The 22288-nt window shown below is 69.7% G+C and carries 21 protein-coding genes and 1 pseudogene; 13 read left to right on the top strand and 9 right to left on the bottom strand.

From position 1 onward, the window contains the following. The first annotated feature begins 200 nt into the window (after positions 1-200). The 8 genes and pseudogenes from ACZ4RZ_RS02825 to ACZ4RZ_RS02790 all read left to right on the top strand — a co-directional run. A complete protein-coding gene (locus tag ACZ4RZ_RS02825; protein ID WP_467741352.1) occupies positions 201-1256 on the top strand; it encodes a BMP family lipoprotein in 1056 nt (351 codons plus the stop codon). 298 nt (positions 1257-1554) lie between these two features. Then, positions 1555-2604, top strand: coding sequence for a BMP family lipoprotein (locus tag ACZ4RZ_RS02820; protein ID WP_467741350.1), 1050 nt, complete (start codon positions 1555-1557; stop codon positions 2602-2604). 287 nt (positions 2605-2891) lie between these two features. Next, positions 2892-4559, top strand: a complete 1668-nt coding sequence (locus ACZ4RZ_RS02815) for an ABC transporter ATP-binding protein (protein ID WP_467741348.1) — start codon at positions 2892-2894, stop codon at positions 4557-4559. After that, positions 4559-5683, top strand: coding sequence for an ABC transporter permease (locus ACZ4RZ_RS02810; RefSeq protein ID WP_467741346.1), 1125 nt, complete (start codon positions 4559-4561; stop codon positions 5681-5683). Before ACZ4RZ_RS02815 ends, ACZ4RZ_RS02810 begins: the two co-directional genes overlap by 1 nt. Beyond that, on the top strand, positions 5680-6945 hold the full coding sequence (locus tag ACZ4RZ_RS02805) for an ABC transporter permease (protein ID WP_467741345.1): 1266 nt from the start codon (positions 5680-5682) through the stop codon (positions 6943-6945). Before ACZ4RZ_RS02810 ends, ACZ4RZ_RS02805 begins: the two co-directional genes overlap by 4 nt. Then, positions 6942-7355, top strand: a complete 414-nt coding sequence (locus ACZ4RZ_RS02800; protein WP_467741343.1) for a cytidine deaminase — start codon at positions 6942-6944, stop codon at positions 7353-7355. Before ACZ4RZ_RS02805 ends, ACZ4RZ_RS02800 begins: the two co-directional genes overlap by 4 nt. A gap of 66 nt (positions 7356-7421) precedes the next feature. Next, positions 7422-8705 (top strand): thymidine phosphorylase, encoded by a 1284-nt coding sequence (locus tag ACZ4RZ_RS02795; RefSeq protein ID WP_467741342.1) that lies wholly within the window; start codon positions 7422-7424, stop codon positions 8703-8705. Between the two features lie 103 nt (positions 8706-8808). Next, positions 8809-9048: pseudogene (locus ACZ4RZ_RS02790) on the top strand (STAS domain-containing protein); the annotation flags it as partial. Positions 9049-9087: 39 nt separating this feature from the next. On the opposite strand, the gene ACZ4RZ_RS02785 reads toward ACZ4RZ_RS02790, so the two are convergent. Together ACZ4RZ_RS02785 and ACZ4RZ_RS02780 are read right to left on the bottom strand one after the other, a co-directional pair. Next, positions 9088-10134, bottom strand: coding sequence for a sigma-70 family RNA polymerase sigma factor (locus ACZ4RZ_RS02785; RefSeq protein ID WP_467741341.1), 1047 nt, complete (start codon positions 10132-10134; stop codon positions 9088-9090). A gap of 274 nt (positions 10135-10408) precedes the next feature. After that, complete coding sequence (locus ACZ4RZ_RS02780; protein ID WP_467741339.1) at positions 10409-11713, bottom strand: MFS transporter; 1305 nt, start codon at positions 11711-11713, stop codon at positions 10409-10411. 62 nt (positions 11714-11775) lie between these two features. Between ACZ4RZ_RS02780 and ACZ4RZ_RS02775 the strand changes: the two genes are divergently transcribed. Further along, entirely contained in the window at positions 11776-12738 is a 963-nt protein-coding gene (locus tag ACZ4RZ_RS02775) for a LysR family transcriptional regulator (protein ID WP_467741337.1), read from the top strand. 103 nt (positions 12739-12841) lie between these two features. Here the strand turns inward: ACZ4RZ_RS02775 and ACZ4RZ_RS02770 are convergent, their stop codons facing one another. Further along, positions 12842-13603: an alpha/beta hydrolase gene (locus ACZ4RZ_RS02770; protein WP_467741335.1), complete on the bottom strand. Its 762-nt coding sequence runs from the start codon at positions 13601-13603 to the stop codon at positions 12842-12844. A gap of 113 nt (positions 13604-13716) precedes the next feature. On the opposite strand from ACZ4RZ_RS02770, the gene ACZ4RZ_RS02765 reads away from it, so the two are divergent. Further along, positions 13717-14904 (top strand): adenosine deaminase, encoded by a 1188-nt coding sequence (locus ACZ4RZ_RS02765; RefSeq protein ID WP_467741333.1) that lies wholly within the window; start codon positions 13717-13719, stop codon positions 14902-14904. 142 nt (positions 14905-15046) lie between these two features. Next, a complete protein-coding gene (locus ACZ4RZ_RS02760) occupies positions 15047-15400 on the top strand; it encodes an ATP-binding protein (protein WP_467741331.1) in 354 nt (117 codons plus the stop codon). Between the two features lie 81 nt (positions 15401-15481). On the opposite strand, the gene ACZ4RZ_RS02755 is transcribed toward ACZ4RZ_RS02760, so the two are convergent. The 5 genes from ACZ4RZ_RS02755 to afsQ1 form a co-directional block, all read right to left on the bottom strand. After that, complete coding sequence (locus ACZ4RZ_RS02755) at positions 15482-15685, bottom strand: PspC domain-containing protein (RefSeq protein ID WP_189191672.1); 204 nt, start codon at positions 15683-15685, stop codon at positions 15482-15484. A gap of 90 nt (positions 15686-15775) precedes the next feature. Then, on the bottom strand, positions 15776-16327 hold the full coding sequence (locus tag ACZ4RZ_RS02750; protein ID WP_467741329.1) for a VanZ family protein: 552 nt from the start codon (positions 16325-16327) through the stop codon (positions 15776-15778). A gap of 276 nt (positions 16328-16603) precedes the next feature. Next, positions 16604-17299 carry a hypothetical protein gene (locus ACZ4RZ_RS02745; protein ID WP_467741327.1) on the bottom strand — a complete coding sequence of 232 codons (696 nt, stop codon included), beginning with the start codon at positions 17297-17299 and terminating at the stop codon, positions 16604-16606. Next, a complete protein-coding gene (locus ACZ4RZ_RS02740) occupies positions 17296-18915 on the bottom strand; it encodes an ATP-binding protein (RefSeq protein WP_467741325.1) in 1620 nt (539 codons plus the stop codon). Before ACZ4RZ_RS02740 ends, ACZ4RZ_RS02745 begins: the two co-directional genes overlap by 4 nt. Continuing rightward, positions 18912-19589 (bottom strand): two-component system response regulator AfsQ1, encoded by a 678-nt coding sequence (gene afsQ1, locus ACZ4RZ_RS02735; RefSeq protein WP_099505496.1) that lies wholly within the window; start codon positions 19587-19589, stop codon positions 18912-18914. Before afsQ1 ends, ACZ4RZ_RS02740 begins: the two co-directional genes overlap by 4 nt. 297 nt (positions 19590-19886) lie before the next feature. Here afsQ1 and ACZ4RZ_RS02730 point away from each other — a divergent pair, with 297 nt between their 5' ends. Further along, the gene (locus tag ACZ4RZ_RS02730; RefSeq protein WP_467741323.1) at positions 19887-20666 is read left to right on the top strand and encodes a SigE family RNA polymerase sigma factor; all 780 of its coding nucleotides are present in this window, start codon (positions 19887-19889) and stop codon (positions 20664-20666) included. Between the two features lie 292 nt (positions 20667-20958). On the opposite strand, the gene ACZ4RZ_RS02725 is transcribed toward ACZ4RZ_RS02730, so the two are convergent. Continuing rightward, positions 20959-21597, bottom strand: a complete 639-nt coding sequence (locus tag ACZ4RZ_RS02725; protein WP_467741321.1) for a uridine kinase family protein — start codon at positions 21595-21597, stop codon at positions 20959-20961. Between the two features lie 249 nt (positions 21598-21846). Here ACZ4RZ_RS02725 and ACZ4RZ_RS02720 point away from each other — a divergent pair, with 249 nt between their 5' ends. Continuing rightward, entirely contained in the window at positions 21847-22254 is a 408-nt protein-coding gene (locus ACZ4RZ_RS02720; protein WP_467741319.1) for a hypothetical protein, read from the top strand. The last annotated feature ends 34 nt before the right edge of the window (positions 22255-22288 follow it).

Genomic DNA, 22288 nt, shown 5'->3' with positions numbered 1-22288 from the left:
CGAACGCGAAGCGTGACGGCCGTGCTGGGTGTTGCATCCCCACATGCGCCTTTCGGTCCCGTGGTTCACAAGGACGTAACCAGCCATCGGCACGAATGGATAACGGCCACGCGATACCCCGTTCCCTGGACGGTCTACGCGCGTTAATGTGCGCCGAACCCAGCACCCACTGCGGGGTTTTGGAGAATGGGGAACTTCAGATGCGTCGGATATCCAGCCTGACCCGCGTCGCGGTGGGGGTCGCGTCGCTCGCGCTCGCAGCCACGGCCTGTGGCGGCACCAGTAACGACAGCGGCAACAGCAGCAGCGACAGCAGCAAGAGTGGCAAGGGTCTCGCCATTGCCTATGACGTCGGTGGCAAGGGCGACCAGTCCTTCAACGACGCCGCGTACGAGGGCCTGAAGAAGGCGAAGGCGGAGTTCAAGTACGACACCGCCGACCTCGAGCCCACCGACGGCGAGACCGACGCCGACAAGGAGCAGCGCCTCGCGTCGCTGGCCAAGCAGGGCTACAACCCCGTCATCGGCATCGGGTTCGCCTACGGTCCCGCCCTGGAGGCGGTGGCCAAGAAGTACCCGAAGACCAGCTTCGGCATCGTGGACTCGGTCGTCGCGGGCGACAACGTGGCGTCCCTGGTCTTCGCCGAGCAGGAGTCCTCCTACCTCGCCGGTGTCGCCGCCGCCAAGGCCACCAAGTCCAACACGGTCGGTTTCGTGGGCGGTGTGGACATCCCGCTGATCCACAAGTTCGAGGCGGGCTACAAGCAGGGTGTCCAGGACACCAAGCCGGGCGTCAAGGTGCTGTCGCAGTACCTCACGCAGACTGCCCAGGAGGGTGGCTTCTCCAGCCCCGACAAGGGCAAGGCCGCCGCCGAGGGCCAGATCGAGAAGAAGGCGGACGTCGTCTACCAGGCGGCCGGCCTGTCCGGCCAGGGTGTGATCGAGGCCGCCGCCAAGGCGAAGGTGTGGGCGATCGGCGTCGACTCCGACCAGTACAAGCAGGCAGCCCTGGCCAAGTACAAGGACTACATCCTGACCTCCGCGCTCAAGGACGTCGGCGGCGCGGTGTACTCGCTCGCCAAGTCCGTCAAGGACGGCAAGCCGCTGACCGGTACGCAGACCTTCGACCTGAAGGTGGACGGCGTCGGTCTCGCCGACAGCAACCCGAAGATGGCGGAGATCTCCGGCCTCACCGACGCCGTGGCCAAGGCCAAGGCGGGCATCATCGACGGCTCCATCAAGGTCAAGACCGAGTAGTGACCGCAAGGGCGGGCTGAGGCTCGTCTCCGCCGGAACGGGCGAATGTGGTCGAAGTTACACAGAGCGGGCGGGCACCCACGGTGCCCGCCCGCTCTCGTGTCCCCTGCGCAGGTCACCCACCGCCACAGCTCCTTTGCGGTCGGCAAGCCTTCGCCTCGCCTGCAAGTGGCGTCGGGCACAGCCGGATAACAAGGTGGACAGAAGGGGTTTTCTAGTTGGTCTACGCGCGTTAATCTGCGGCGAAGCCAGCGCCGAAGCCGTACCGTCAGGCGCTTGTACGACAGGAGCACAACACATGCGCCGGGTTCCCCGCATCGCGCTCGCAGGCGCTGCGACCGCCTCTCTCGCCCTCGTTATCTCCGCCTGTGGCGGCACCTCGACCTCCTCCAGCTCGTCGGAGGCGAAGGGCGACAAGGGTCTCGCCATTGCCTACGACGTCGGCGGCAAGGGCGACCAGTCCTTCAACGACGCCGCGTACGAGGGCCTGAAGAAGGCGAAGGCGGAGTTCAAGTACGACACCGCCGACCTCGAGCCCACCGACGGCGAGACCGACGCCGACAAGGAGCAGCGCCTGGTCTCGCTGGCCAAGCAGGGCTACAACCCGGTCGTCGGCATCGGTTACGCCTACGGCCCGGCCGTCAAGGCCGCCGCGGCGAAGTACCCCGACACCACCTTCGGCATAGTCGACGACTCCACCGTCACGGCGAAGAACGTCGCGGACCTGGTCTTCTCCGAGCAGGAGGCCTCCTACCTCGCCGGCGTCACCGCCGCCAAGGCCACCAAGACCAACACGGTCGGCTTCGTGGGCGGCGTGGACGTTCCGCTGATTCACAAGTTCGAGGCGGGCTTCGAGCAGGGCGTCAAGGACACCAAGCCGGGCGTCAAGGTCCTGTCGCAGTACCTCACGCAGACTGCCCAGGAGGGTGGCTTCTCCAGCCCCGACAAGGGCAAGACGGCCGCCGAGGGCCAGATCGAGAAGAAGGCCGACGTCGTCTACGCGGCGGCCGGTCTGTCCGGTCAGGGCGTCATCGAGGCCGCCTCCGCCAACAAGGTGCTGGCGATCGGTGTCGACTCCGACCAGTACAAGCAGGGAGCCCTGAGCAAGTACAAGGACGCGATCCTGACCTCCGCGACCAAGAACGTCGCGAGTGCGGTGTACAACCTTGCGAAGTCGGTCGAGGACGGCAAGCCGGAGAGCGGTATCGTACGGGGCGATCTGAAGACCGGTGAGGTCGGCTTGGCCGATTCCAACCCGGAGTTCAAGAGCAACACCGCGATCCAGGACGCCGTCAAAGCGGCCCAGGAGAAGATCATCAGCGGCGAGATCAAGGTCAAGACCAGCTGACGAGCAAGACCTCAGGAGCAGCCATGCGGTCCCGAGGAAGTTCAGGCACATCCCCCTGCCGTACGGCACGGGAGCGCGTCTGTTCGGCCTCGGCGCCGCTTGGTAACCGCGGGGTTACGTCCGCTCAACGGGATACGAGGAGTCTGGCTCCCCGTATCCCGTTCTCGCGGCGCGTGGCCCCCTTCGTTGCCGTAGGGGCGCTACGCGCGTAGACGACCCCCTTTCCCTCAGGAGAGTGCGCCATCAACGCGTCCAGCAGCCCTCCGGCCGGCGCGGTCAACGGTCAGGTGACCGCTGTCGAACTCGCCGGGATCACCAAACGATTCCCTGGCGTCGTGGCCAACCACGACATCCACCTCAGCGTCCGCAAGGGCACGGTCCACGCCCTCGTCGGCGAGAACGGTGCCGGCAAGTCGACGCTGATGAAGATCCTCTACGGCATGCAGAAGCCGGACGAGGGCACCATCGCCGTCGACGGCGAGCAGGTCACCTTCTCGTCGCCCGCCGACGCCATCGTGCGCGGTATCGGCATGGTCCACCAGCACTTCATGCTGGCCGACAACCTCACCGTCCTGGAGAACGTCGTCCTGGGCAGCGAGAAGCTGTACGGCATCGGCGCCAAGGCCCGCCGCAAGATCATGGAGATCTCCGAGCGCTATGGCCTCGGCGTCCGCCCCGACGTCCTGGTCGAGAACCTCGGTGTCGCCGCCCGCCAGCGTGTGGAGATCCTCAAGGTCCTCTACCGCGGCGCCCGCATCCTCATCCTGGACGAGCCCACCGCGGTACTCGTACCGCAGGAGGTCGACGCACTCTTCGACAACCTGCGCGAGCTCAGGTCCGAGGGTCTGTCCGTCATCTTCATCTCGCACAAGCTGGGCGAGGTCCTGTCGGTCGCCGATGACATCACGGTCATCCGCCGCGGTACGACGGTCGGCACCGCAGTCCCCTCCGAGACGACGCCCCGCCAGCTCGCCGAGCTGATGGTGGGCAGCGAGCTGCCCACCCCGGAGACCGCCGAGTCCACCGTCACGGACAAGCCGGTCATCGAGGTCAAGGGCCTCACGGCCTTCGCCAGCGGCGGCGCCTCCCTCGGTGAACTCGCCGAGCCGACGCCGGACAGCGGCCTGGTCGCGGAGGACAAGGCCGAGACCGCCGACGCGGTGAAGCGCGTCCTCGACGACGTCACCTTCACCATCCACGCGGGCGAGGTCATGGGCATCGCCGGCGTCGAGGGCAACGGTCAGACCGAGCTCATCGACGCGCTGATCGGCCTCAAGCGCGCCGACTCCGGCTCCGTCTCCTTCCTCGGTGAGGACATCACCGGCTGGGCCACCCGCAAGCGCCGCGAGCAGGGCATCGGCTACATCCCCGAGGACCGCCACCGGCACGGCCTCCTCCTGGAAGCCCCGCTCTGGGAGAACCGCATCCTCGGCCATGTCACCGAGAAGCCCAACGCGAAGGGCGTCTGGCTCGACATCAAGGGCGCCCAGGAGGACACGAAGCGGATCGTCAAGGAGTACGACGTCCGCACGCCCGGCATCGACGTCACGGCCGCCTCTCTGTCCGGCGGCAACCAGCAGAAGCTGATCGTCGGCCGCGAGATGAGCCACAAGCCGAAGTTCCTGATCGCCGCCCACCCCACCCGCGGTGTGGACGTCGGCGCACAGGCGCAGATCTGGGACCAGATCCGCGGGGCGCGCCGCGAGGGCCTCGCCGTGCTGCTGATCTCCGCCGACCTGGACGAGCTGATCGGCCTCTCCGACACGCTCCGGGTGATCTACAACGGCAAACTCGTCGCGGACGCCGACCCGGCCACCATCACCCCGGAGGAGCTCGGCTCGGCCATGACCGGCGCCGCCTCCGGACATCTCGAGAACGAAGAGCTCGCAGCACAGGCGGAGCTCGAAGAGCACGCCGAAACCCCGGCAGACGCCCCGGAAGACGAGGCCCGCTGATGAAGAAGTTCGACAAGGAGCGCCTGCTCCTCGCGGTGGCCGGGCCGGTCATCGCGCTCGTCGTGGCCGTGGCGCTGACCTCGGTCGTGCTGATCGCATCGGGCAAGAACCCGATCGAGCCGTACACGATCATGTTCGAGCAGGCCACGTTCTCCGACATCCAGGTCCTGATCATCAATCAGGCCTCGCTGTACTACATCGCGGCGCTCGCGGTGGCCATCGGCTTCCGGATGAACCTGTTCAACATCGGTGTGGACGGGCAGTACCAGCTCGCCGCCATGATGGCCGCGATCGTCGGCGCCCACGTCGCGCTGCCCGCGGCGCTCCAGGTCCCACTGCTGATCCTGACCGCGGTCTTCACCGGCGCGTTCTGGGCCGGCATCGCCGGTGTCCTCAAGGTCACCCGCGGCGTCAGCGAGGTCGTCGCGACGATCATGCTCAACGCGATCGCGACCTCTGTCATCGCCTACCTGTGGCTGCCCAGCGTCTTCGGCGTCAAGCTCGGCAACAACAACACCACCGGCGAGTTGCACAAGTCCGGCTGGGTGCCCGGCTTCAACATGGGCGAGGCCGGCGAGATCTACGGCCTCGTGATCCTGGCGGCGCTGCTCGGCATCGGCTACTGGATCGTCCTCAACCGCACCCGCTTCGGCTTCGACCTGCGTGCCTCGGGCGCCTCGGAGAGCGCGGCCTCGGCCAGCGGTGTGGACCCCAAGCGCATGGTGCTGACCGCCATGCTGGTCTCCGGCGGCATGGCCGGCCTCGCGGGCCTGCCGATCCTGCTGGGCGACACGCACACCTACAGCCTGAACTTCCCGACCGGCATCGGCTTCCTCGGCATCGGTATCGCGCTGCTCGGCCGCAACAGCCCGGTGGGCATCGCCTTCGCGGCGCTGCTGTGGGCCTGGCTGGACAAGGCGTCGCCCGAGCTCGACTTCCATGGCTACGACAAGGAAATCGCGGTCATCATGCAGGGCCTGATCGTGATCGCGGTCGTCGTCTCGTACGAGGCCGTGCGCGAGTGGGGTCTGCGCCGTCAGCAGCGCCGCGTCGGCGCGGAACTCGCCGCGGGCCACGTCCTCGGCGCCGCCAACAACACCGAGAAGGAGGTGGCTGGCCGATGACCACCGCAACCGACGTCAACCAGCCCACGCTGCAGCCCGCGGCACCCGGCAGCCGCCGGCTGTCGCTCCCCGTCCTCCTGCTGGTCATCGCGGGCGGCCTGGCGCTGACCTCGATCGTCCGCATCATCACGGGCGCCGACGGCATCACCAACGTCAGTCAGATGTCGACCGCGCTCCAGCTGGCCGTCCCGATCGGCCTGGCCGGTCTCGGTGGCCTCTGGGCGGAGCGCTCGGGCGTCGTCAACATCGGCCTCGAAGGCATGATGATCCTCGGCACCTGGTTCGGTGCCTGGGCCGGCTATCAGTGGGGCCCGTGGACCGGCGTCCTGATCGGCATCATCGGTGGCGCGATCGGCGGCCTGCTGCACGCGATCATCACGGTCACCTTCAATGTCAACCACATCGTCTCCGGTGTGGCCATCAACATCCTGGCGCTGGGCGCCACCCGCTACCTCGCCCCCCTCGCCTTCGAGGGCGTCGAGGGCGGCTCGGCCAAGCAGTCCCCGCCGGTCGAGTCCCTCGGCCACTTCACGGTGCCAGGACTCTCCGACTGGCTCAGCACCCTCAACTCCAAGGGCTGGTTCTTCCTCTCGGACATCGCGGGCCTGCTCGGCGGACTGGTCACCAACGTCTCCTGGCTGACCCTGATCGCCGTCGCGCTGATCCCCGCCACCTGGTGGATCCTCTGGCGTACGCCCTTCGGCCTGCGCCTGCGGTCCTGCGGCGAGAACCCGATCGCGGCCGAGTCGCTCGGCGTCAACGTCTACAAGTACAAGTACCTGGCTGTGATCATCTCCGGTGGCCTGGCCGGCCTCGGCGGTGTCTTCCTGTCGATCGTCGCCAACCCCTTCTACCTGGAGGGCCAGACCAGTGGCCGCGGCTACATCGGTCTCGCCGCGATGATCTTCGGCAACTGGATGCCGGGCGGACTCGCCCTGGGCGCGGGCCTGTTCGGCTACACCGACAGCCTCAACCTGCGCGGCGGTTCCGAGAACGTCCACGCGCTGCTGCTGCTCGGCGCCATCCTGCTCGTCATCGGTGCGATCTGGCTGGTGATCAAGAAGAAGTACGTGACCTCGGTGATCACCCTGGCCGTCGGCGTACTCGTGTTCCTCTGGTACTCCCTCACCGACGAGGTCCCGAACCAGATCGTCTCGGCCACGCCGTACGTCATCACCCTGCTCGTCCTCTCGCTTTCGGCGCAGCGCCTGCGCATGCCGAAGGCGGACGGCATGCCGTACCGGAAGGGACAGGGCAAGTGACGTCCGCCGACGCGGTCTCCGCGACGATCGACTGGGAGGAGCTGCGGGAGGTGGCACGCGCTGCCATGTCCCGCGCGTACGCTCCGTACTCGGGCTACCGGGTCGGCGTCGCGGCCCTCGTCGACGACGGCCGGATCGTCTCCGGCTGCAACGTCGAGAACGCCTCGTACGGGATCAGCCTGTGCGCCGAGTGCGGTCTGGTCTCCCAGCTGCAGAACACCGGGGGCGGCCGGCTGACGCACTTCACCTGCGTCGACGGGCGGGGCGAGATCCTCGTCCCCTGCGGGCGCTGCCGCCAGCTGCTGTTCGAGTTCGGCGGGCCCGACCTGCTCCTGGAGACCCCGGCCGGAATCCTGCCGCTCTCCGAGATGCTGCCGCAGGCCTTCGGGCCGGACCATCTCACCAAGTAACGCCCCGCGGCCCCTCCTGATCGACTGATCCCTGGGAGGGGCCGCTCATCTTTCGGAAGGAACGCCATGGCCATGGACGCCGTCTCCGTCATCCGCACCAAGCGGGACCGCGCCGAGCTCAGCGACGCGCAGATCGACTGGGTCATCGACGCGTACACCCGCGGCGAGGTCGCCGACTACCAGATGGCCGCCCTCAACATGGCGATCCTGCTCAACGGCATGAACCGCCGTGAGATCGCCCGCTGGACCGCCGCGATGATCGCCTCGGGCGAGCGCATGAACTTCTCGTCCCTGTCCCGCCCGACCGCGGACAAGCACTCCACCGGTGGCGTGGGCGACAAGATCACGCTGCCGCTCGCGCCCCTCGTGGCCGCCTGCGGCGCCGCCGTCCCGCAGCTGTCCGGGCGCGGCCTCGGCCACACCGGCGGCACGCTGGACAAGCTGGAGTCGATCCCGGGCTGGCGTGCGCTGCTCTCCAACGAGGAGATGCTGCACGTCCTCGACACCACGGGCGCGGTGATCTGCGCGGCCGGTGACGGCCTCGCCCCCGCCGACAAGAAGCTCTACGCGCTCCGCGATGTCACCGGCACGGTCGAGGCGATCCCCCTGATCGCCTCCTCGATCATGTCCAAGAAGATCGCCGAGGGCACGGGCTCGCTGGTCCTGGACGTGAAGGTCGGCACCGGCGCCTTCATGAAGACCATCGAGGACGCGCGGGAACTCGCCTCCACGATGGTGGGCCTGGGCACGGATCACGGCGTGAAGACGGTCGCGCTCCTGACGGACATGTCGACGCCGCTCGGTCTGACCGCGGGCAACGCCCTGGAGGTCCGCGAGTCGGTCGAGGTCCTCGCGGGCGGTGGCCCCTCGGACGTCGTCGACCTCACCATCGCGCTGGCCCGCGAGATGCTCGACGCGGCCGGCATCAAGGACGCCGACCCGGCGAAGGCGCTGGCCGACGGCTCCGCGATGGACGTCTGGCGCCGCATGATCGCCGCGCAGGGCGGCGACCCGGACGCCGAGCTGCCCGTCGCGCGCGAGCGGCACGTGGTGAACGCCCCGGCCTCGGGTGTCCTGACCCGCCTCGACGCGTACGACATCGGCATCGCCGCCTGGCGCCTCGGCGCCGGACGCGCCCGCAAGGAGGACCCGGTGCAGGCCGGCGCGGGCGTCGAACTGCACGCCAAGCCGGGCGACACGGTGACGGCGGGCCAGCCCCTCCTCACCCTCCACACGGACACCCCGGAACGCTTCGAGTACGCGCTCCAGGCGGTCGAGGGTTCGTACGACATCGCGGCCGCGGGCACGGACTTCGCGCCGACCCCGATCGTGCTGGACCGGATCGCCTGACCCAGCCCCGCGGCAGGAGGCCGCAGATGGACACGGCCTCCCTGGGGCGGACGGGATCGGTGGACCTGCGCACGCCCATCGGTCCCGTTCGGCATGTCCGGCGATGAGTTCTCGGCTCCCGGCCGGTCTACCGACTGTGGACGCCACGACACCCGCCGTACTTGTGCTGCCCGGACCCGTCACCCGTGACGAGGTGCCGCGGCTCTGTGACGACGTACGGGCGCAGCTGGAGACGACCGGGGCCGGGGTCGTGGTCTGCGATGTCGCGGGGCTGGGCCCGCCCGGCCTCGCCACCGTCGACGTACTGGCGAGACTGGAGCTGACCGCGCGGCGGGCCGGCGGGCGGATCCGACTGAGGAACCCGGACCCTGCCCTGCGCGCCCTACTGGACCTGGTCGGCCTCCGCTTCGACGCCATCGACGCCATCGACTCCGCCGGCTCCATCGAGTCGGAGGGGGAGCCCGAAGAGCGGGAACCAACGGGCGGTGTCCAGGAAGCAGTGGAACCCGGTGATCCGCCCCTTTGAGATCTCCAGCGCCTGCACCGCCCAGGGCGTGTAGCCCCCCGCTTCCGGATCCGGCTTGTACTGGGCGAAGCCCGGCAGGCCGTTGACCTCGACCGGCACCAGGCGGGAGCCCGCGCACGCGGCGCCCAGCGTCGTCATGAAGCCGGTGATGTCGTCCGTGCCGCGCAGCCACAGGTCGAACGGAGGCATCGTCATGATCGCGTCCTCGTGGAGCAGCGCCGTCAGCGCCGTCATGTCGTACCCCTCGAACGCGGCGACATAGCGCTCCAGGAGCTTCTGCTGCTCCTCGTCGAGCGGGTCCGACGTGGCGGCCTCCGCGCCGGCGCCGTCGCTCTCGGCGAGGGTGGCGCGGGCCCGCTGCAGCGCGCTGTTGACCGATGCCACGGAGGTGCCGAGCAGCTCGGCGACCTCGCTCGCCTTCCAGGCGAGGACCTCGCGCAGGATGAGCACCGCCCGCTGCTTCGGCGGCAGTTGCTGCAGGGCCGCCATGAAGGCGAGGCGCACCGACTCCTTCGCGACCGCCGCCTCGGCCGGGTCGGTGACCGTCGGCAGGACGCGGGCGTCGGGCATCGGCTCCAGCCAGGTGTTGTCCGGGCGGGGAGTGAGCGCCGCCTGGGCCAGCGGCGAGGGGGCGGTGAGATCCATGGGGCGAGCCCTCTTGTTGCCCGCGTTCAGCATGTCGAGGCACACGTTCGTCGCGATCCGGTACAGCCATGACCGCATCGAGGAGCGGCCCTCGAACTTGTCGTAGCTGCGCCAGGCGCGGACCATCGTGTCCTGCACCGCGTCCTCGGCCTCGAAGGAGGAGCCGAGCATCCGGTAGCAGTAACCGGTCAGCTCGGCCCGGTGCTTCTCCAGCCGGACGTCCAGGTCTGTCGTCGTCGCCGTACCGTCGCTGCTCATAGCCAACCCACCCCTGTGGCTGTGTTCCGTCCCGCGCGTCGTTGCGCCAGCACTTCGGAAGCTACCGCAGCCCACTGACAATGGCGTGCGGAGTGGGGAAAGGTGCAGGTCGGAAGGGGGGCGCTGGGGGTTTCGGCACGCCCGCCGCCCCTACCCGTCCCGTACCCGGGGCTCCGCCGCAGACCCCGTTGCGCAGTTCCCCGCGCCCGTTTCAGGGGCGCGGGGAACTGCGCGGATTTGGCGGCGTCTGGGGCTCCGCCCCCTGGTGACGTCTTCAGTGGGCCAGGGCCGGCTTCCGGCGGGTCTGGGCGCGGGCCGCGTGGGAGCCGAAGACCGTGATGGTCACGACGCCGAGGACGGCGAGCAGACCGAGGGTCACCGTGCCGGCCCAGCCACCCGCGTGAAAGGCGACGGCCCCCAGCGTGCTGCCGGCACTGGAGCCGATGTAGTAGGCGGACTGGTAGAGGGCCGAGGCCTGGGCCCGGCCACGCACCGCGGTGTGGCTCACCGAAGAAGATGCCACGGCGTGCCCCGCGAAGAAGCCCGCGGTGATCAGGACCAGACCGAGCAGCACGAGCGGAAGCGAGTCGGCCAGGGACAGCAGCAGACCGGAGGCCGCCGTGCCGCCCGCCAGGTAGAGCGAGCCGCGGCGGCCCAGCCGTCCGACGAGCTTGCCCGCCGTGGACGCCGACACCGTACCGACCAGGTAGACCAGGAAGATCGAGCCGATGATGCCCTGGGGGAGGGAGAAGGGGGCGTCGGTGAGGCGGTAGCCGATGACCGTGTAGACCCCGCCGAAGACCATCATGAACAGCGCGCCGATCGCGTACAGCCGGCACAGGAGCGGGTTCGCGAGGTGGTCGCGGACCGTGCGCGCCAGGACGCGCGGCCGCAGCGATCCCGGAGTGAAGTGCCGAGGCGCCGGGAGCAGCAGCCGGAAGGCGACCGCGCACGCCACCGCGATGATCCCGATCGTGCCGACGGCCACCCGCCAGCCCCACTCCTGAGCCACCCAGCCGGTGATGACCCGACCGCTCATCCCGCCGACACTGTTGCCCGCCACGAAGAGGCCGATTGCCGTGATCAGGGCCCTGGGGCGGACCTCCTCGGCCAGGTACGCCGTCGCCGACGCCGGAAGTCCGGCGAGGGCAGCGCCCTGCACTGCCCGCAGCACCACCAGCGCGCCGATCGAAGGGGCGAAGGGGACCAGCAGTCCGACCGTCACCGCAACCGCCAGTGATGCCGTCATCAACGTACGCCGTCCGAAACGCTCCGACAGCGCGCTCATGGGGAGCACGAAGAGCGCCAGCGCGCCCGTCGCGGCCGACACCGTCCAGCTCGCCTCGCTCGCGGTGACCCCGAAGTCCGTGGAGACGAGCGGGAGGAGGGCCTGCGTGGAGTAGAGGAGCGCGAAGGTCGCGACACCCGCGAGGAAGAGGGCGAAGCTCATCCGCCGGTAGCCGGGCCCGCCCGGGGCCATACGGGAGTCGACGGACGAAGGCGCGGACGGCGCGGAAGGGGCAGAGGCGGCGGTGGCGGCGTCCACGGTGGTGGACGCCCCGGTACTGGCGGAAGGCATGCTTCGAACCTAAGGACCCGCCACTCATCCGTCCAATGCATGGAAACTCCATAATCGTTCCCATGGTGCATCAGCAGAGGTCAGAAGCTCACCTGTCACCGTACAGTGACACAGAAGACAGCGCGGGCATGTCGAGGTTGCTCGCCCCACGCCTCGCGTACTTCGCCGGGGTCGCCCGCACCGAGCACGTCACCCGGGCGGCGCAGGAGATGCAGGTCCCGCAGTCGACCCTGTCGCGGGCCATGGTCCGGCTCGAACAGGACCTGGGCGTCGACCTGTTCGCGCGCAGGGGACGGACCGTCTCCCTCACGGCCGCGGGGCGTACGTTCCTCGGCTCCGTCGAGCGGGCACTCGCCGAGATCGAGCGCGCCGCCGACGAGGTGCGCGCCGACGCCGACCCGGCCACCGGCAAGGTCGCCTTCGGCTTCCTGCACACCATGGGGTCCGAGACGGTGCCGGGCCTGATCCGCGCGTTCCGCGCCGACCATCCCCGCGTCCGCTTCAGCCTCGTCCAGAACTACGGCGAGGCGATGCTGGAGGGGCTGCGTTCGGGCGAGTTGGACCTGTGCCTCACCTCGCCCGTGCCGGACGCGCCCGACCTGGTGGGACGCCGCCTCGACGAGCAGAAACTCCGGCTGGTCGTGCCGGCCGACCACCGCCTCGCCGCCCGCAAACGCATCCGCCTCGCCGAGGCCGCCGACGAGACCTTCGTGACCCTGGAATCCGGCTACGGCATGCGCCGTATCACCGACGACCTCTGCAAGGAGGCGGGCTTCAAACCGCGCATCGCCTTCGAGGGCGAGGAGGCGGAAACACTGCGGGGCCTCGTGGCCGCGGGGCTCGGGGTTGCCCTGCTGCCACCACCTGCCGTACCCCGCCCGGGGGTTGTGGAGCTGACCGTCACCGCCCCCCGCGCGGTACGCGAAATCGGGGTGGCCTGGATGGACGGCCACCCCGACACCCCACCGGTGGCCGCCTTCAAGAAGTTCCTGCTGTCGAGGAGGGGACGTCTGCTCCCCGACTGAGGGCGTCGGCACCGCCCCTGTCTTCAGGGGCGCGGGGCTGTGACACATGCGGCTCCGCCGGTGGGCGCGGCCAGCCCACGGCAACCCGCGGACAACACACGGCCTAGTGACGCAGAGCCTTCCCGAAGCCGGAGGCGAGCGGCATTCGCAGCCCGAGCGGCGGCGGCGCCGCCAGCGCATCCTCGAGCGGGCGGGACAAAGTCCGGCCGAACAGCGCCCCCATCACGAAGTTCTCCGCCAGCGCCAGCACTTCCGACCGGTACTGATGCAGCGCGTGCCCGTCGGAGTGGACCTCGAAGCGGCAGATGTCGCGGTTGGCCTTCTTGGCGCGTGCCGCGAGCCGGAAGGACAGCTCCGGGTCGGTGCGCTCGTCGTTCGTGCCGTGCACGATCAGCACACGGCGCCCGGCCAGCTGCTTCACCGGCTCGGGGGGCGCCGCCACATCCTCCTCGGGCAGCCAAGGGGCGAGCGCCAGCACGGAGTTGACGGCCGTGTGCCCGCCGGCCCGCAGTGCCGCGCGGCCGCCCATGTCCACGCCGGCCAGGCACACGGGGACGTCTCCGTAGCGGCGCACGATCTCGTCGGCGGCCCAGGACGCGTCGCGCGCCAGATGCGCCTCGCTGCCGTTCCAGCCGCGAAAGCGGTAGTGCACCACGTGGGTGACCAGGCCCTCCGCGCGTCCCGCGCGGGTGAGGCGGCGTCCCAACGCGCGTACGGAGGCGGTGGCCATCATGGGGGACGGTCTGCGGGCGGAGGTCTCCTCGCCGCCCGGGAGCAGCAGAACCACTCCGCTGACCGCCGTCGGCTCCGGGCCGAGCGCCCTGCCCAGCCGGGCCCTGCGAACCGGCGTCGCTTGCTGTGCCATGACAGAACAGTGTCAGAAGCAACGGTGTACGCCACCCGTCCGCACGGTCACCGTTACGTATCGACGGATTCGTACAACAGCAGATCTACGCGCGTAGGGCGTACAGTGCGAAAATGACGAGCCAGATCCAGAACACCCCGAGCTCGGAACAGATCCGCCGGGCGCCCAAGGTCCTGCTGCACGATCACCTCGACGGGGGCCTGCGCCCCGGGACGATCGTCGAACTCGCCCAGGAAATGGCCCCCCGCAGCCCTGGCGGCGTGGGCGGTGCCCCCATCTCCAACCTCCCCGAGACCGATCCCGACAAGCTCGGCATCTGGTTCCGCGAGGCCGCCGACTCCGGTTCCCTGGAGCGCTACCTGGAGACCTTCGCCCACACCTGCGCCGTCATGCAGACCCGCGACGCCCTCGTCCGGGTCGCCGCCGAGTGCGCCGAGGACCTCGCCGAGGACGGTGTCGTCTACGCCGAGGTCCGGTACGCGCCCGAGCAGCACCTGGAGGCCGGGCTCACTCTCGAAGAGGTCGTCGAGGCGGTCAACGAGGGCTTCCGGGAGGGCGAGCGGATCGCCCGGGAGAACGGGCACCGGATCAGGGTGGGTGCCCTGCTGACCGCCATGCGGCACGCGGCCCGCGCCCTGGAGATCGCCGAACTGGCGAACCGCTACCGGGACTTGGGTGTCGTCGGCTTCGACATCGCCGGCGCCGAGGCCGGCTATCCGCCCACTCGGCACCTCGACGCCTTCGAGTACCTCAAGCGGGAGAACAACCACTTCACCATCCACGCCGGTGAAGCCTTCGGGCTCCCGTCGATCTGGCAGGCGCTGCAGTGGTGCGGCGCCGACCGGCTCGGCCACGGCGTGCGCATCATCGACGACATCCACGTCCACGAGGACGGCTCCGTGGAGCTCGGCCGCCTGGCCTCGTACGTGCGCGACAAGCGCATCCCGTTGGAGCTGTGCCCGAGCTCCAATCTCCAGACCGGCGCGGCCGACTCGTACACCGACCATCCGATCGGACTGCTGCGGCGGCTGCATTTCCGGGCGACCGTGAATACGGACAATCGACTTATGTCGGGCACCAGTATGAGCCGGGAATTCGAGCACCTTGTCGAGGCATTCGGTTATACGCTCGATGATATGCAGTGGTTCTCTGTCAATGCTATGAAGTCAGCATTCATTCCTTTCGATGAACGGCTGGCGATGATCAATGACGTGATCAAGCCCGGATATGCCGAGCTGAAGTCCGAATGGCTGTTCCAGCAGACCGCCTCCATCAGGGGGTCTGTGGGGGATCAAGCCTGATCGGAGGGGTTGGAAAGCGGCCGGGTCTTCACTCCTTCTCCATGACTCGGCCGCTTTTTGATGTTTGCGGAGGTTGGCTCTGCGTGTTTACGGTTTTGGACCGCTCACATCCCCGTCTCACGGATCCAAGGACGCATTCAAAATGAAGCAGTCTGCTGCCAAGACCCTCGGTGTCGCCGCTCTCGGTGCCGCCTTCGCCGCTGCCGGCGCGGGCGCCGCGAACGCGGCACCGGTCGTGCCCGACGCCTCCTCGGCACTGGACACCGTCACCCAGACGCTGCCGGCGCAGAACGTCGCCAAGGCGCTGCCCGGGGCCGGTGAGGCTCTCACCCAGGGGCAGAGCGCGCTCGGCGGGGGCTTGGCCGCGGCCCGGCCCGCCGCCTCGAAGGTGCTCGCCGACGGGCCGGCCGCGCCCGTGGCCGGGCTGCTCGGCGGGCTGCCGGTGCAGGGGCTGCCCACGCACGGTCTGCCGGTGAACGGGGTCCCGCTGGGATGAGGCCTTCCGCTCGTACGAACGCCGGTGGGGCGCACCCTGGTTGGGTGCGCCCCACCGGCGCGTGTGTGATGGCTGCTGGGTTCACCAGGCCGTACGGGCGGCCTTGTCCTCGGACGGGAACAGGATCCACAGCGCTATGTAGAGCAGGAACTGCGGGCCCGGGAGCAGGCAGGAGAGCACGAAGATCACGCGCATCGTGGTCGCGGAGGTGCCGAAGCGCCGTGCCAGCGCTGCGCACACTCCGCCGATCATGCGGCCGTTGGTGGGGCGGGCAAGGGCGGTCATGGTGGCTCCTTCGCGAACCGTCGTTGAGTGCCGGGGTGTCCGGTTTCGATGTCTTCAACGCTACGGGGACGAAGTGGGCCAAGCGTCGCTCTACGGTGCGATCCCGACCCTGGGAATCGTCGGGGTCCGACCCTGAGCCATGTCCTCCCGGGGGAGGGCCGCGCGGCGGCGGGTCTCGGCCCGGCGGCGGAGCCTGGCCCTGGCGGCGGGCACGATCGCGAGGTGGGCGAGGGCCACGCCGACCGTGTTGAGCAGCAGGGAGTCCACGTCCACGACCTGGCCGGGGACGCCGGTCTGCAGGAGCTCGATGCCCAGGGAGATCAGGGCTCCGGCGGCGACCGTGCGGATGAGGGAGCCGAGCGGGGAGACGGCGAGCTTGCCGCCCGCCATCGGGAGCAGCACGCCCAGCGGGGCGAGCAGGCCCAGGCCCTCCGCGATGCGGCGGGCCGCCACCTCCGGGCCCAGTGCCAGGTCGGCTCTGATGCCGGCGAAGGGCCGCAGGTTGGCGGCGCTCACCCAGGGGACGTCCAGGGGGCGCAGTGTGATCCAGGCGACGAGGGCGAGGTGTGCGACGAGGAGGACACCTCCTGCCACACGGACGCGGGTCACGGCGCTGCCGCCGTCTGAACCTTGACGCTGCACGCCCCCCAAGACGCGGGGTGCGGCACGATCGGTTCCTGGGGGAGTGTTTTCGCCCCCTCCGCCCCTGCCCTCCCCCACTCTCGGCTTCGCTCGAGCGGGGGGACCCCCATCGTCCCTGGGGGCTGCGCCCCCAGACCCCCCTAAAAGATCGCGCAGTTCCCCGCGCCCCTAAAAGGCGCGGGGAACTGCGCGACAAGCCCCTACCGGCCCGCAGCCGAAAGGCTGGTACGGGACGGGCAGGGGCGGAGGGGGCGAAGAACTCAACGCCCCGCCACGTCACGACCCCTCGACCGCCGTGGACGGTGGTGACGTGGTGATGGGGTCGGAGCGGACCTCGGGGGTGCACTCGTAGCTGCGAAGGGGGGACGGGACGGGACCGCCGAGGATGACGGAGCCGTCGTCCTGGGCCGCGGCCGAGTCGGAGAAGGTGCAGATGATCTGGGCCAGGGCGGAGGACGTGAGGTTCTCCGGCGAGGTGCTCAGCCGGAGCGTGTCCTCGGGATCCTTGTCCCGGGGGCCACTGACCGTCATTCCACCGCGCACGTCCGTCGTGTACCCGGCCTGCCGCTCCGGCGTGGAGGGTGTCTCGGCGAGCTCGTCGAGGAGCCCCTGGGCCACCAGGACCCGCCGCGCCGCCTCCGCCGTACCGTCCGGGATCCGGACCGACCGGTCGACCGTGACCAGTTGCCTGGAGCAGAGGAGGAAGACCTGGACGGGCACACCCCGGGAGGTCTGGGTGGAGATGTCCGGGCCGGACAGCGCACAGGGCACCCGCGACGGCGCCGGACCGAAGTCCGTCGGGACCTGAGTGGACCGGATGCCGCAGCCCGCCAGCAGCGCGGCGAGCAACGGAACGACCAGCCAGGGCCGCAGGCCCCGGAGACGAGGGAACCGTGCGAAGCGTCCGCCCGGCGAGCGCAGGGATCGTGCGCGGCCCGCGCCTCGGCGGTGGAGGAGTCGTGCGGTCGTCATCCGGCGGTGTCCTCCGTGCTGTTCCCGCTCCCGTGTCCGTTCCTGGGGCCGTTCCCGTTCGCGTGCCCGTTCCCATTCCCGTCGCGGAGGTCGTCGGTGAGAAGTTCCGACGCGTCCTGCGGCAGGCGCAGCGTGAAGACCGCACCCCCCTTGGGCGCGTTCGCCGCGGTGATCTCGCCGCCGTGGATGTGCGCGTTCTCCAGGGCGATGGAGAGGCCCAGGCCGCTGCCTTCCGAACGGGGGCGGGAAGCGCTCGCCTTGTAGAAGCGGTCGAAGACGTGCGGGAGTACGTCCTCGGGGATGCCGGGACCGTGGTCCTGGACCTCGATGACCAGCTCTTCGCCCTCCACGCGCACGGACACCCGTACCGGCGAACCCCCGTGCTTGAGCGCGTTGCCGATCAGATTCGCCAGGATCACGTCGAGTCGGCGCGGGTCGAGGCGCGCGGTGATGCCGCGCTCGGCGTCCAGGTCCACCGCGTCCAGCCAGGCGCGGGCGTCGATGCACGCGGTGATCTGGTCGGCGATGTCCACGTCGTCGAGGACGAGCCGGGCGGTGCCCGCGTCGAAGCGGGTGACCTCCATCAGGTTCTCGACGAGATCGTTGAGGCGCCGGGTCTCGCTGACGACGAGACGTACGGCCGGCTCGATCATCGGGTCGACGCTGCCGGTCTCCGCGTCCAGTTCCTCTTCCAGGATCTCCGTCACGGCGGTGATCGCGGTGAGCGGCGTGCGGAGTTCGTGGGACATGTCCGCCACGAAGCGGCGGGACGCCTCGTCGCGGGCGCTCATGTCGGCCACGCGTTTTTCGAGGGCCTCCGCCGTGTGGTTGAACGTACGGGAGAGGTCGGCGAGTTCGTCCGTGCCCGACACGCGCAGTCGCGTGTCGAGTTGACCCTCGCCCAGGCGGCGGGCCGCGATGCCCAGGCGGTGCACCGGCTTGAGGACCGTGGTCGCGGCGGCCTGGGCCAGCAGCGCCGAGCCGATCAGGGCCAGGCCCGTGGCGATGCCCAGGGACCAGGCCAGCGAGTTGAGATCCTTCTCCTCGGGCTCCAGTGACTTGAGCATGTAGCCGGTGGTGGTGCCGCCGATCACCTTCGCGCCGCCCACGAGGTACGGCTTGTCGTGGTCGGTGATCCGCTGCCAGTAGAGGTGGTACGCGGACTTGTTGTTCGAGGACAGCGGCTGCTTCTTGTTCACCGCCTTCTGGAGGGACTTGGGTACGTCCTCCAGCGTGAAGGTGTCCAGCTCGGAGTTGCCGACGACGGTCTTGCCGTTCGTGTCCTGGGCGACCAGCAGCACGCTGAAGCGCTGGCTGCTGTTCGCCATCTGCCCGGCCGTGCGCTGGAGTTCGTCCTGCGCGGGGCGCACCGGCAGCATGCTCGCGTGGTTGCGCATCTCCTGCTGGAAGTCGCGCAGCACCGCGTCCTGCGTGCGCGTCAGCACGGCCTCGCGGTTGAGCCAGTACGCGATGCCCGACGCCGACACGGCGGCCGTGAGCGCGACGAGTCCGAACACCACGACCAGCCGCAGGCGCAGACTGGTGAAGCGCAGGCCGGACAGGATCGCCTTGCGCGCCGCGGCCCAGCCGCGGAGCTCGTCCTGCGGTTTTGTCACTGAGGATTGTCCAGCCGGTAGCCGACGCCACGCACGGTACGGATCAGGGTGGGCGAGGACGGCACGTCCTCGACCTTCGCGCGCAGGCGCTGCACGCAGGCGTCCACCAGCCGCGAATCGCCCAGGTAGTCGTGCTCCCACACCAGACGCAACAGCTGCTGGCGGGACAGCGCCTGCCCGGGGCGGCGGCTCAGTTCGAGGAGCAACCGCAGCTCGGTGGGAGTCAGTTGCAGATCCTCGCCGTTCTTGGTGACCGTCATCGCGGCGCGGTCGATGACGAGCGAGCCGAACGTGGCCGAGTCGTTCGCCTCGCGCTCACCACGCCGCAGCACGGCACGGATCCGGGCGTCGAGCACCCGGCCCTGCACGGGCTTGACGACATAGTCGTCGGCGCCGGACTCCAGACCGACCACGACGTCGATGTCGTCGCTGCGCGCGGTCAGCAGAATGATCGGCAGCTGGTCGGTGCGCCGGATGCGCCGGCACACCTCGAATCCGTCGATGCCGGGCAGCATCACATCCAGCACGATCAGGTCGGGCCGCTGTTCACGCAGCAGCTTCAGACCGTCCTCGCCGGTGGCAGCGGTGGCCACACGGTGTCCCTGGCGCGTCAAAGAGAGCTCCAGGGCCGTACGGATGGCGTCGTCGTCCTCGATCAGCAACAGGGAAGGCACGAACGTCATTCTGGCCCATGTCATGGCCGGGTATCGACCGTTGGAGCGCTCCCACCCATCTCCCGTACAGAAGGAGGGCCCCTCTTGTGCGACGGCGGGCCCCCGAGTGGTCATCTGCGTAGTCGTACCGCTCTTCTCTGTGATCGGGCTGTGACGCGCCTGCGGATGGGCCCTGTGACAGGTCTGTGACAGTCGGCGGACACGGCCATGAAGTGGCCCGGGCAAGCTTTTCGACACAAGCAAGGAAGCACAGCCGAACGAACCGAAGAACCGGGACTCCACGACGGGGGGCGCGAGATGGACACGCTGCACAGCACCAGCTCTAGCGCAGTTGTCACGCGGCTCCACGACGTCACCCGGGGCTCGGAGAAGTCCGGTGCCGTGAGCGGGCGGGGGTGCGCTCGCGGCACCGGGCGTCAGCACACCGCGTACATGACGGTGGTTGACGCGTTCACGGGGGAGAGCCCCACGGCGGCAGCCGCTGTGGGCACGGTCGGGGGGAAGGCTCACGGGGGAGCCGCGTACGGGGAGGACACGGGGGAGCGTCGCTCGGTGTCGGAGGCGGAGTTCACCGCCTACGTCCAGGAGCGCCGCGCCTCCCTGTACGCAACCGCCTACCACCTCACCGGTGACCGGTTCGAGGCCGAGGACCTTCTGCAGAGCGCGCTGTTCTCGACGTACAGGGCCTGGGACCGGATCAGCGACAAGGCCGCGGTCGGGGGCTACCTCCGCCGCACCATGACCAATCTGCACATCAGCGCGTGGCGCCGCCGCAAGCTGAACGAGTACCCGACCGAGGAACTGCCGGAGACGCCCGGTGACACGGACGCGATGCGCGGCACCGAGCTGCGCGCCGTGCTGTGGCAGGCGCTCGCCCGGCTGCCCGAACTCCAGCGCACGATGCTGGTCCTCCGTTACTACGAGGGCCGCACCGACCCGGAGATCGCGGAGATCCTCGACATCAGTGTCGGCACGGTGAAGTCCAGCATCTGGCGGTCGCTCCGCCGGATGCGCGAGGACGAGGTCCTCAGCTTCGGCCGTGACGAGGAGGAGTCCTTCGGGGAGCTTGTCGCCTGAAGGTCTGAGGGGAAGCAAGGGGAAGCAAGAGGTAACAGGTAGTACGGGGGAGCGGTACCGGGGGGAACCAACGGGGTCACGGGGGACCACGGGGGAGCACGGGGGAATGAGAAAGGTCCAGGCGGACGGGGGGTCCGCCTGGACCTCTTTTCGTTTTCCGCGCCTTGCCGTCCGCTCCTTACGGGTGGTGGCGGAGGCCTGGACGAACAGGTTCTGAACTGTCGTCAGGTCGCAGAACAGGGACCCCGACAGCAACCTGTGGTTTCTGCCGGTTGGACAACTGGGCCGGTGGCTACGCCGCCGTCGGGCGCGGGGTCGCGCGGCGTCCGGCGGCCGCGGCGGTCAGGCGGCCCAGGGCCTCGTCCTTGTCGCAGGGGTGGGCGCCCAGGGCGGCCTGACGGGCCACGATGGAGCGCTCGGCGCGCATCAGACGCCAGCCGCGGCGCAGCAGGAAGGGCACCGACTTGCGGCCCTCCTTGAGATCCCGCAGGAAGCGGCGGCGGAACGTGGTGACCGGGCCCCGCGACAGACACAGCGCGTCGGCCAGTACGCCCAGCTCCCGGCAGCGCTCGACGATCTCGGCGGCGAAGATCCCCTCCGCGATGAACAGCGGCGTCCGCTCGATGCGCAGGGACTCCGTGCCGGTGCGGGCGCTCAGCGAGATGTCGTACACGGGGATCGTCGTACATCCCGTACGGCACAGTTCCTCGATCGCGGCGACCGCCGTGTCCGCGTCCCAGGACAGCGGGTGGTCCCAGTCGATGTCCGCACTGCCCTCCACCTGCGGAAGCGTCGGGTCCGTGCCCTCCTTGTAGAAGTCGTCGAGGCGGAGCACGGGGAGCCCGGAGTCGGCCGCGAGAAGGGACTTTCCAGAGCCGGAGGGGCCGCAGAGCAGCACCACGCGGGTGGGTATCGGGGGATGGGAACCCAATTCTCTGTACCTTCTGTGAATCGACCGGGTACGGCCACGCAGCGGACGCGTCCAGGACATTATCCCCTCCACTCGGCACGCTCCCGGACCCGGCGGATATCGGTCGGTCCGGCGTCCCGGCGGACTGGCGCTGATATGCCTGTTGACCCGCACAGGCGAATCCGCCGTTGGGACCGCCCTGAAGTGGAGCCGGGTCAACTACTCTGCGTTTCAATCCAGTTGCTCTCTGCTCTTCGAAGAGGAAACCTGATGGCGCGACACGCAGCCCAGCAGACCACCATGGCCCGCACCACCGCGCGCATCGCCGCCGCGGTCGGCGTGGTCGCTGCCGGTGCGGCCGCGGCCGGCCCGGCCGCCGCGGACACGGACCCTGTCGTGGACGTCATGCGCACCCGGCCCACCTCGATGGGCAACATCGACCCGCAGGCCGGCCTCGCGGCCCTGACCGGCACGGTCGGCTACGTCACCGGCCCCGTCCAGGGCCTCAAGCCCAATCCGCTGGCGGGCACCGGGGTCGACCCGCTCGACAACGGGGTGGGCACCCAGCTCGCCGACTTCAAACCGCTCTCCTCGCAGGCCCTGACGGGGCCGGTGGCGCAGGCGCCGTCGGTGGGGAGCATCCCGCTGCTGGGGCAGGCGACGGGCCTGCTGCACTGAGCGGCACATGAGAGAGCCGCGCTCCCCCTGGACG

The organism is Streptomyces sp. NPDC027189, assembly GCF_055566975.1.
This window is presented reverse-complemented; position numbering and strand designations above follow the sequence as displayed.

Excerpts from the sequence above, each read along its gene's own strand:
- ACZ4RZ_RS02825 (WP_467741352.1), top strand. The coding sequence starts at position 201 with ATGCGTCGGATATCCAGCCTGACCCGCGTCGCGGTGGGGGTCGCGTCG.
- ACZ4RZ_RS02820 (WP_467741350.1), top strand. The coding sequence starts at position 1,555 with ATGCGCCGGGTTCCCCGCATCGCGCTCGCAGGCGCTGCGACCGCCTCT.
- ACZ4RZ_RS02810 (WP_467741346.1), top strand. The coding sequence starts at position 4,559 with ATGAAGAAGTTCGACAAGGAGCGCCTGCTCCTCGCGGTGGCCGGGCCG.
- ACZ4RZ_RS02805 (WP_467741345.1), top strand. The coding sequence starts at position 5,680 with ATGACCACCGCAACCGACGTCAACCAGCCCACGCTGCAGCCCGCGGCA.
- ACZ4RZ_RS02795 (WP_467741342.1), top strand. The coding sequence starts at position 7,422 with ATGGCCATGGACGCCGTCTCCGTCATCCGCACCAAGCGGGACCGCGCC.
- ACZ4RZ_RS02785 (WP_467741341.1), bottom strand. The coding sequence starts at position 10,134 with ATGAGCAGCGACGGTACGGCGACGACGACAGACCTGGACGTCCGGCTG.
- ACZ4RZ_RS02780 (WP_467741339.1), bottom strand. The coding sequence starts at position 11,713 with ATGCCTTCCGCCAGTACCGGGGCGTCCACCACCGTGGACGCCGCCACC.
- ACZ4RZ_RS02775 (WP_467741337.1), top strand. The coding sequence starts at position 11,776 with ATGGTGCATCAGCAGAGGTCAGAAGCTCACCTGTCACCGTACAGTGAC.
- ACZ4RZ_RS02770 (WP_467741335.1), bottom strand. The coding sequence starts at position 13,603 with ATGGCACAGCAAGCGACGCCGGTTCGCAGGGCCCGGCTGGGCAGGGCG.
- ACZ4RZ_RS02765 (WP_467741333.1), top strand. The coding sequence starts at position 13,717 with ATGACGAGCCAGATCCAGAACACCCCGAGCTCGGAACAGATCCGCCGG.
- ACZ4RZ_RS02760 (WP_467741331.1), top strand. The coding sequence starts at position 15,047 with ATGAAGCAGTCTGCTGCCAAGACCCTCGGTGTCGCCGCTCTCGGTGCC.
- ACZ4RZ_RS02755 (WP_189191672.1), bottom strand. The coding sequence starts at position 15,685 with ATGACCGCCCTTGCCCGCCCCACCAACGGCCGCATGATCGGCGGAGTG.
- ACZ4RZ_RS02745 (WP_467741327.1), bottom strand. The coding sequence starts at position 17,299 with ATGACGACCGCACGACTCCTCCACCGCCGAGGCGCGGGCCGCGCACGA.
- ACZ4RZ_RS02730 (WP_467741323.1), top strand. The coding sequence starts at position 19,887 with ATGGACACGCTGCACAGCACCAGCTCTAGCGCAGTTGTCACGCGGCTC.
- ACZ4RZ_RS02720 (WP_467741319.1), top strand. The coding sequence starts at position 21,847 with ATGGCGCGACACGCAGCCCAGCAGACCACCATGGCCCGCACCACCGCG.